The organism is Nostoc sp. (genome assembly GCF_036917375.1).
Classification (GTDB): domain Bacteria; phylum Cyanobacteriota; class Cyanobacteriia; order Cyanobacteriales; family Nostocaceae; genus Nostoc.
Genome location: NZ_JBALDN010000016.1, coordinates 40,241 through 48,566, shown reverse-complemented (window position 1 = coordinate 48,566; position 8,326 = coordinate 40,241). Strand labels below are relative to the sequence as shown.

Genomic DNA, 8,326 nt, shown 5'->3' with positions numbered 1-8,326 from the left:
AAAAAGCCAAAACATAGAGGTACTGGACAACGAGTTGAAGCTCCTAAATTTCATATCACTAATCAGTCTTTCAGCCTTAACTGAACCGTATTGATCTGTAAATGAGTTAAACTGCTTTAGAATATTTGTGGACAAAAACTCTAATCGCTCTGGTTGTAGTTGAAATCGTTACAGATTTGGAAGCATGTTAAAACTGCTTGCTGATGAAAACTTTGATATTCTATTTGTTAAGGGTATCTGTCGTCACCCAACTGTTGAATAATTCCATATTGTACATTTGCTGTGCTACTTTGCATTGCCTTGGCAACACTTTATCAAAGGTTGTTTAGCTAAATTCTCTAAATCTATGGATTTAAGCAAATTCATCCACTCCACCGCTAAAGTTGAATCTTCAGGTTTGCTAAGACGTAATTCAGCCAAAGTAGTCAAAGTATCGTACCACATACCATTCTCGGCATAAAGGTTTACCCGTTGCTGAGGAGTTGCTTGCTTCAAGCTATCTACTAATTGAGGATTTGGATTGACTCGTTGCACCCATCCTTCCACATACTCTCGTTCTGGAGGTTGTTGGGGATTGCAAATGACTTTTATCTTAAAAAACCAGTGATACATCTTGTCTACTTGCAATGGGGAAGTATTTGCGTTTAAGCGAATGCTAACAATTCCTGGTACTTCTGGTATTGTTACTATTGTTCGGTAAAGAGTTTGACTTTGTTTACTTGACTCATCTTTGACAACAAACTCAATCGAATCAATTAAAGATTTTTGATAGGGGACAAAAAACCAAAAAGTTGGATATTCCTCATTCGTCAAGCCCCAAACTTTAGTAACAGCAATAGCTTCCGTTTTCCCTTGATTAAATGTCTGTTTGTATATAGGTACAAGTGCAACTACAGACTGATTCCCAACACCACAACCACGACTTGCAGCCCCGCCGCGATCGCCTGTTGCACCCCTGTCTGGAGGAGGCGGAGGAGGCGAAAATTTATTAGGAGTGGGAGCAGCTGGTGTCATCGAAATCATGGGAGAGTAACCGAGAATTCCCAATAAAGTCATTCCCACTGCCGCAATTAATTGCATTTGCCAATAGCTTTTCATAAAACCTCCTAACACTTACTTACTGAACGGCGATTTTCATGCTTCAAATTGGCGTTATTATTAATTTTTAAATTTTATGTTTAAGTAAGTTGTAGCTATTAAACTATTAACTACTAAAGCCAACATAGCAGGAATTAGCGGAACCCAACAACTATATACAATTAAAAATATAAAACAGCTAACGTATAAACTAATAATGGCTATTCCTCCTGCCAAGCTTAAGTAAATGAATCGGTGCAGATAAGCAGTAAATAAACCGCCTAAAAAAGACCAACCCCAAACCCAAATTACCTCACCCCAAAGCGGCCAAGTCCACAACAGAGGTTTTCCGTCCAAAGCAGCACTGAGCAGTTGACTTACCATCTGGGCTTGTAAAAATACTCCTGGTATTGCCTGTAATTTTCCTTGAGGAGTGATGTAGGGAGTTAACCAGTAATCACCAAAAGTTTCTGCTGTTGTGCCAATAATTACTATTTTGTCTTTGACTGCATCGGCATTGAGCTTACCCGTTAGCACTTGTTGTAAGGTCATACTTGGTGCGATTGCTTCTGGTGAAGGAGAAGAACGATAATTTAATAAAATTTGGTGTCCAAAAGCATCAACGCCTTGATAACCTCCGGTATGAGCTTCTATTGGTTTAAATGTCACCTTCCCTAATTGCCATGCGCCATCAGGGGTAAATTGCAACCGAATTCCTTTCGTATACAGGTAACGCAGCGCCAGTTGAACATTCAAGGCATAGGGCGCAGTACAAGGAGATGAGGGCGCAGGAGTTAACGCTAACAGCTGGCGACGCACAACATTATCTGAATCGATGGCAATATCGCTAAAACCGAGATTATGTGAAGAAACTTCTGGGGGTGGTTTTACACCTGGTTTTCCGGCTTGAGAATCGCTGAGTTGACACACCCCGACAAAGCGATCGCTTTTTCGCATCCTTGCTGCCAATGCTGGATAATCCTTATCCACTGGATAATCTCGGTATATATCCAAACCAATAACTTGTGCTTGATATGCCTCTAATTTTTCTAACAGTTTGGCAAGTGATTTGTCTGACAGCGAACCTTGAGGTTTTTCCGGTTTTTGCGCTTGCACATCTTTTTCAGTCACAGTGACAACCAGTAGGCGTGAGTCTGGTTTTTCAGGAGGGCGCAAGCGTACCAGTTGGTCAAATGCACTTAACTCTAATGTTTGCAGCACGCCCAAATACCTTACCCCGATTAATATTCCAGTTACTACCATGCTTGCCAGTAAGATCGATGAGAAGCCAAGCCGATTTGTGGTTCCTCTAACAGGCGTAGTTTGAGACAAAGATACAGGAAGATTGGGTGGATTTCTAAACAATTCCCCCCAATTCAACGGCATCTCAGCCGGATTTTGAAAGATCGCAGGCAACCATGTCGCGCAGGGAAATTGGTTTTCGAGTCCCTGTAACCTTTCTCGTGCTTCCCTGACGGCTAAATACAACGAACCTCCCCGCGCAAAGGCTTCTAAAAAATACTTTAAAAACTGTTGCGCCACGCGATCGGGTACAGGTTCTCGCATCACGATAATTTGGGGAATATGTAAATCTGCAAACTCCCATGCCAATCCCAAACCATCACAAGAATTGAAAATCGCTAGTTTTAGACCTCGTTCTACTGCCTTTTTCAAGGCATACTTTAACTGGCTAATTGTTAGACTTTCAGTTTGATTGATGTAGATTTTTCCTGTTTGATTCGTTTCCTGAGTGGAACTATGTCCGGCGAAAAATAGAATCTGCCAATTCTGCTCCCATAGCTGATCGGTAAGATCAAGGCATTGTGGTTCAACTAAAAAAGTGATGTCTGTATTGGGTAATAAATTAAGTAGCGCCTGGTCTGCTTTGGTATCAATACCTTGACTGTTACCCAAAATTGCTAAGATTTTTACTTTGTCGGATGTAGTTGCTATGCGGTTAAGGTTGACTTGTTCGTAGGTAGGAGCGCTCAAGGCGATTTCCGCTTGGGGATAGCGTTCTAGTAAATCCCAAAGATGCCAGGGAAATTTCTGTAATCGCAGGTCTTTGGTTTGTACAAGCATCCGAATATTATCCGCAAACACGAGTTTTTCTAACAATTTCTCGCGGATAGAACGAAAGGAATCGGAAGCCAGCCAAGCATTAAAACTGACTTTAAATTCCTCACTCACCTGCTGGCAGTATTCTAGGCTGGGGGCTTGGTTAAGTTCTTTAGGTAAGCCAATCGGACGAGATGGCAACTTTAAATTACGATAAATAGATTGCCAACGGTGATAATCGCGGAGAATTTCCGGGTTGGGAGGAAGCTCACCTGTGATTTCCACAGTCGGGCGGACATTTTCATCGCCAATCTGTAGAGTCACGGTAAACCCTTGTTCAAAGTTTCCCTCCCCTAACTTTAAGATGATTAACTTGTCCACAGCTAGTTCTCCCTAGATGTTGAGTATGCCCGTAGGGGCACGGCAGCGCTTATTGGTGTCAACTTAAGATCAAATCCTTGTAGCATATAGGCTTTACCCCACCCTAACCCTCCCCGTATGTATTGGGGAGGGAACTCGATTTCCGGCTTTTCCCATTACCTAACCCTGCCCTTGTAAAGGGGAGGGAACTCGATTTCCGGCTTCCCCCCTTTACAAGGGGGGATTGAGGGGGGTAATTCGACTTGTGTTTATACCGTAGCCCTAAGGCATCGGGGAGGGGTGGTTTTGGGTTTAAACACCGGGGTGAGGTGACGCTGTGAGTAACCATAAGTAAATGAACTCAATATCACGTCTTGACAAGGGTTTCACGTTAAATTAACACCTATGGGCACTGCGGTGCCCTTACACCCTGCTATATATATCTTGGTTGCTAAATAGGTTGTTGTGTGTAGTGAAATTCAGTTTAAGAGCAAATAATAGAGGTTGAGCGTGAAGATTTTTGAAGGTAACACTTAAAACCGCAAAATTTCTCGGTCATAATCTTCAGGAGTGGGTTCTATTTCCCAAACCAATCCTTCTCCTAGTTCCAAAATTACTTCCAAATACAACATATCTACAGCAGTTGTTGCCGTATCTTGATTATTTTCAAAAGCTTGTAAATCTTCCGTTAGTAGTCGAAGCTTAAATCCAGCCGGAATTTGACCATTAAGAGTTGTACTTCGCAATTCAAAACGCCAAACATAATCCTCAGAAGCGCTTTTTGGGAAAATGCGTAACTCGTATGTTTGCTGTGCAACTTTTATTTGCCGAGACAAGCCGAGAACTGGTTCTGCACTCCGCATTCCCGCAGGTACCACAACGAATTCTCTTTTTTCCCATCCCCACTGTTGAGCTAAATTGGCTACACCTGTCTGCAACCATTGCGGAATTGAGCGCTGTATGAGTAAACCCTGACGCAGTTCATACAACTTTTTTCGCCAACCGCTATGTGCTAAGAGCGCACCCCAGAGCGAAAATGGAACTGCTAAACGTGGAAATTTCACATCGCGATCGCCCAATCTTTCTAAAAGATTTTCTGCCTGGGTTTTGCCAATCGGATCTAAAGGTGCAATCTCAGCACGTAAGGCTTCTGACCGATCGAGTTGGCGTGTAACGTACAGCACATTAATATCTGGAATTAAATCTTCTTTTTCCAAGCTGTAAGTGCGATCGCCACCATCATAAACTCCTTTTGTTTTCAGAATTTGATGGGTTGTGTAGCCAAAAATTTTCATCCAGCCATCATCAGGGTTAACTTGTACTGCTACGTAATAGTCAGCAACCCACTCTGGAATATCTACCCATTCTTGGGGTACGCGTAACTCATCATCATCCATCGCCAGGGTAGGAATTAAGATAAGGCGATCGCGATCGAAAGTGATAGCTGTGCCATTGACTACTTCCCAAAAACTCGGCAATGCCGCATTGTTAGGATAAACCCTGGCGGTGGGAGCAATTTCCTCCTGGAACCAAGGCAAAAATGCTTGCAAGCATTTTTGATTTATCCAGCCACGTTGACAAGCACCAGCTGTTGAGTATGGTTGTTCTTGCACCTCTGGAAATTGGATAATTTCCAAGTATAAATGCTGTGAGTCAATAGTGAATGGAGCAGGTGGGTTCAACATAAATAATTCTAGAATGGCTCTATATAAAGACCATGTTAGGAAGAGGCATTGTGGGGTAAAGGGTCAAGGGTAAAGGGTAAAGGTATAGAATTTTCCCTTACTCAGTAACCTTTAACATGCACCCCAACATCTTGGCAGGCATTGTGGGGTAAAGGGAAAAGGGTAAAGGGTAAAGGTATAGAATTTTCCCTTACTCAGTAACCTTTAACATGCACCCCAACATCTTGGCAAAAGTTATTTTTGCAAGATGTCTACTGAATCTGAGTATGGCTATATTGGACTTTAAGCCATTCCTCTAAACTTGTGTTTATGGCATCTACTACGTCAGATTTAGGGGAAATATGCAAGGTGTTTTGACTCCATTGCGTGAGAGTCAGGAGCAATGACTTTTTAATGCTGCTCAGGCGACGCGAAACAGTATATTGCTTCATTTCTAGCTGGGCAGCAATTTCTTGTTGAGTCAATTGTTGAACGTAGTAAGCTTGTAGTACTTTTTGGGACTCAGCATCGAGTGCAGCGATCGCTTCGGACAAAACTTGGTTTAACTGAGCTTGCTGCGATCGCATATTCGCAGTTTCTTCCTGCTCAATAATTTCCGTTAGTAAAGATGTTTGCAAATCTACAGGCAATATATCTAATAAATTACCCTCATCTTCTTTGAGGGGAGCGTCTGTGGAAACAAACTTAGGATAATGGAAAGTACGGACAGCTTTAGCAGCAGATAATACCCAGGTTTCTATAGTTTGCTGATTGACTGCGGCTGTGGGCGAACTCAATCGGCCCAAACGTTCTGCATTATAAAGATTACTAATAGCCTGCCAAGTCTGAGCATCTGGTTTGGTCAGCTGACGAATTTTTGTATTATCACCTGTGTAGAGTTCCTTAAAGCATTCCCAGGCTAAAACATAACTCTCGATGTTTTGAGTGTTAAATCCGGCATTTTCTAATGACTGCACTAGTCGTTTGCGGCTGAGTTTATGCAATAAAGCCCAGTCTGAGCAAATGTCTGCTTCCCGCTGTAAGCGCACTGCATCTTTGATAATCGATTCAAAAGTTAATTGTGCATAGGATTTTAAATGCGAACTATATTGAGGATTGAAATTTTTGAGTATTTTGTTAGTATTAGCGATCGCCATCTGAAAACAGTCTGCTACAGACGACTGCGTAGGAAAGTTGAGGGCGAATTTTCTGGCAGTCCAGTAGCACACCTCTTGTAAATAAGCAGAAATATGTGCCAGTGCCACAGCACTAGATTGAGTCTGCCAAACTCTATACCAGTAAAGCGCCCAAAAGGTATCTGATTTCTCAGTTGACGACTCCAGGCAAACTTTCATACTGCGTCGCAGTTTGGCATCTGTTGCCCAACCACTAAACTGGTCTACATCAAATTGCACAAAGGTAGAAAAGATTTCAACAATGCCCTGTCGGGGTTGCATGGAACACTCGCCACTGTTTGAAACATAGCTGATTTTAATTATACAGCCATAGGGACAAAAGCTAAATCCTTGCTGCGTAAGGACTTTACAGATTTTTCAAAATTTTTCCGATCTCAGTGCATAAAGACTAAAAGTCATCGTAGAGAGTGATATGCAGAGAAGGTCATTTAAAAAGATGCTTTCTTTGGGAACTAGCGGAATCATTGAATAAGTTCGTCAAATACAAAACAAAATTTCGATGGTTACAAGCACAAATTCATCCCACAAATATGCAACTTCTTAAAAGTTACCTAATTATCTCTGCATCACCTAATTAACAAAGAGAGAAAAACCATGTTAACTAATCAAAGCTGCCTAGAATCTTTTGGTTTAATTAAAGAACTTGACGAACAAGCTGCTGAAACAATTAGTGGCGGTTACGAAGTTTTTGAAGTTAAAAACAAAACAGGATACAATATCCCCTACGCTGTCGATGGTACACGAACACAGTATCCAGAACCTGGCTCCGATCGTATATGGACTGCTTACAGTGGAGGAATCATTGAGTTTGACTCTGACGGTCGAGATGGCTACGAGCTATACAAAAAATATAATTTGGCCGATGGAGGAGTGTATGAGTTTCAAGATAACCTAAATACTCCTGGCAATCCATATGATATCGAACTCTATAGAGTAGCCTAATCTGCAATTCTCAAGTTGATTTACTGATTTGAATTTTTGAGGTTAGATTGTCTTATCTCAGTTCAGATCAAAAAGCTAACTACTCAAAAATCTGGGATAAAAAACTGAATCCAATATAACGTCGGGGCAAGTGCCCCGATTTTTTTATGCATAAGGATTTACCCGATTTTTCAAAATAGTTCTGCTCTAAGTGCATAAAAACTCAAAGGAGTCGTAAAGAGTGATGTGCAAAAAGATTGAACGAGTAAATACCACAAAAAATGCTTAGGCTAATGTGCAATTCTCAAGTGGATTTACTGATTTGGATTTCCGAGGTTAGTTATCAAGGAACACAAATTTATGACCTCAACTACAACTTATACTTACGATGCCAATGGCGATGTAATATCTAACAATATAGACACCAACAGTGATGGGGCAAAAATACCTTCGCCAAAAAAAGAGAAAGTTAAAAAATTTGGTTTTGGATTATCAACACTTGTAGCCCTGTCAGTGATTCCGAGTTCAGTTGTAACCATGCCGTTAGTGCTAAACCAGCCAGTGCAAGCTCTATGTATTGCCTCTGGAGACTTCAATGGAATTTGGCATTCAGATGACGGAGGCACTTATTACGTTAGGCAAATTGGCAATGAAATTTGGTGGCTGGGAATGAGCGCTGATGATGGCAGAACCTGGACTAATGTATACAAGGGAACAAGAATTGGCGATACGGTTATCGGGCAATGGGCTGATGTCCCTAGAGGTGGAATCCGCTCTGGAGGAATTCTTAATTTGAGTGTTCCACCAGGCTGGAACGGAAGTGTCCCAGAATTTAGCAGAAACTACGTTACTGGGGGTTTTGGCGGCTCTAAGTGGTTCCAATCTTGCAATGACGTAATCCTCAACCCTATTTAGCCAGAATTATGTCTGGAGTGTTAGCTTGCGGCAAGCCACTTCTCTACGAGACGCTGCGCAAATGCGTCTGCGTTTATTTGGATAATTTATTTCTTGGAAGTCCCTTAAGTCGGACATGATATCAAATTACCCGAC

General features: G+C 41.8%; 6 protein-coding genes. 2 read left to right on the top strand and 4 right to left on the bottom strand.

Annotation, left to right across the window (positions count from 1 at the left end; genetic code table 11):
* Positions 1 to 285: 285 nt before the first annotated feature.
* From V7K45_RS04425 to V7K45_RS04410, 4 genes are all read right to left on the bottom strand, one after another.
* Positions 286 to 1,098, bottom strand: coding sequence for a DUF928 domain-containing protein (locus V7K45_RS04425; protein ID WP_335000764.1), 813 nt, complete (start codon positions 1,096 to 1,098; stop codon positions 286 to 288).
* 60 nt (positions 1,099 to 1,158) lie between these two features.
* A complete protein-coding gene (locus V7K45_RS04420) occupies positions 1,159 to 3,516 on the bottom strand; it encodes a CHASE2 domain-containing protein (protein ID WP_335000762.1) in 2,358 nt (785 codons plus the stop codon).
* Between the two features lie 512 nt (positions 3,517 to 4,028).
* The gene (locus tag V7K45_RS04415; RefSeq protein WP_335000760.1) at positions 4,029 to 5,180 is read right to left on the bottom strand and encodes a DUF1822 family protein; all 1,152 of its coding nucleotides are present in this window, start codon (positions 5,178 to 5,180) and stop codon (positions 4,029 to 4,031) included.
* 251 nt (positions 5,181 to 5,431) lie between these two features.
* Positions 5,432 to 6,616 (bottom strand): sigma-70 family RNA polymerase sigma factor, encoded by a 1,185-nt coding sequence (locus V7K45_RS04410; protein WP_335000758.1) that lies wholly within the window; start codon positions 6,614 to 6,616, stop codon positions 5,432 to 5,434.
* A gap of 333 nt (positions 6,617 to 6,949) precedes the next feature.
* Here V7K45_RS04410 and V7K45_RS04405 point away from each other — a divergent pair, with 333 nt between their 5' ends.
* Complete coding sequence (locus V7K45_RS04405; RefSeq protein WP_335000756.1) at positions 6,950 to 7,297, top strand: hypothetical protein; 348 nt, start codon at positions 6,950 to 6,952, stop codon at positions 7,295 to 7,297.
* Between the two features lie 339 nt (positions 7,298 to 7,636).
* Entirely contained in the window at positions 7,637 to 8,191 is a 555-nt protein-coding gene (locus V7K45_RS04400; RefSeq protein ID WP_335000754.1) for a hypothetical protein, read from the top strand.
* The last annotated feature ends 135 nt before the right edge of the window (positions 8,192 to 8,326 follow it).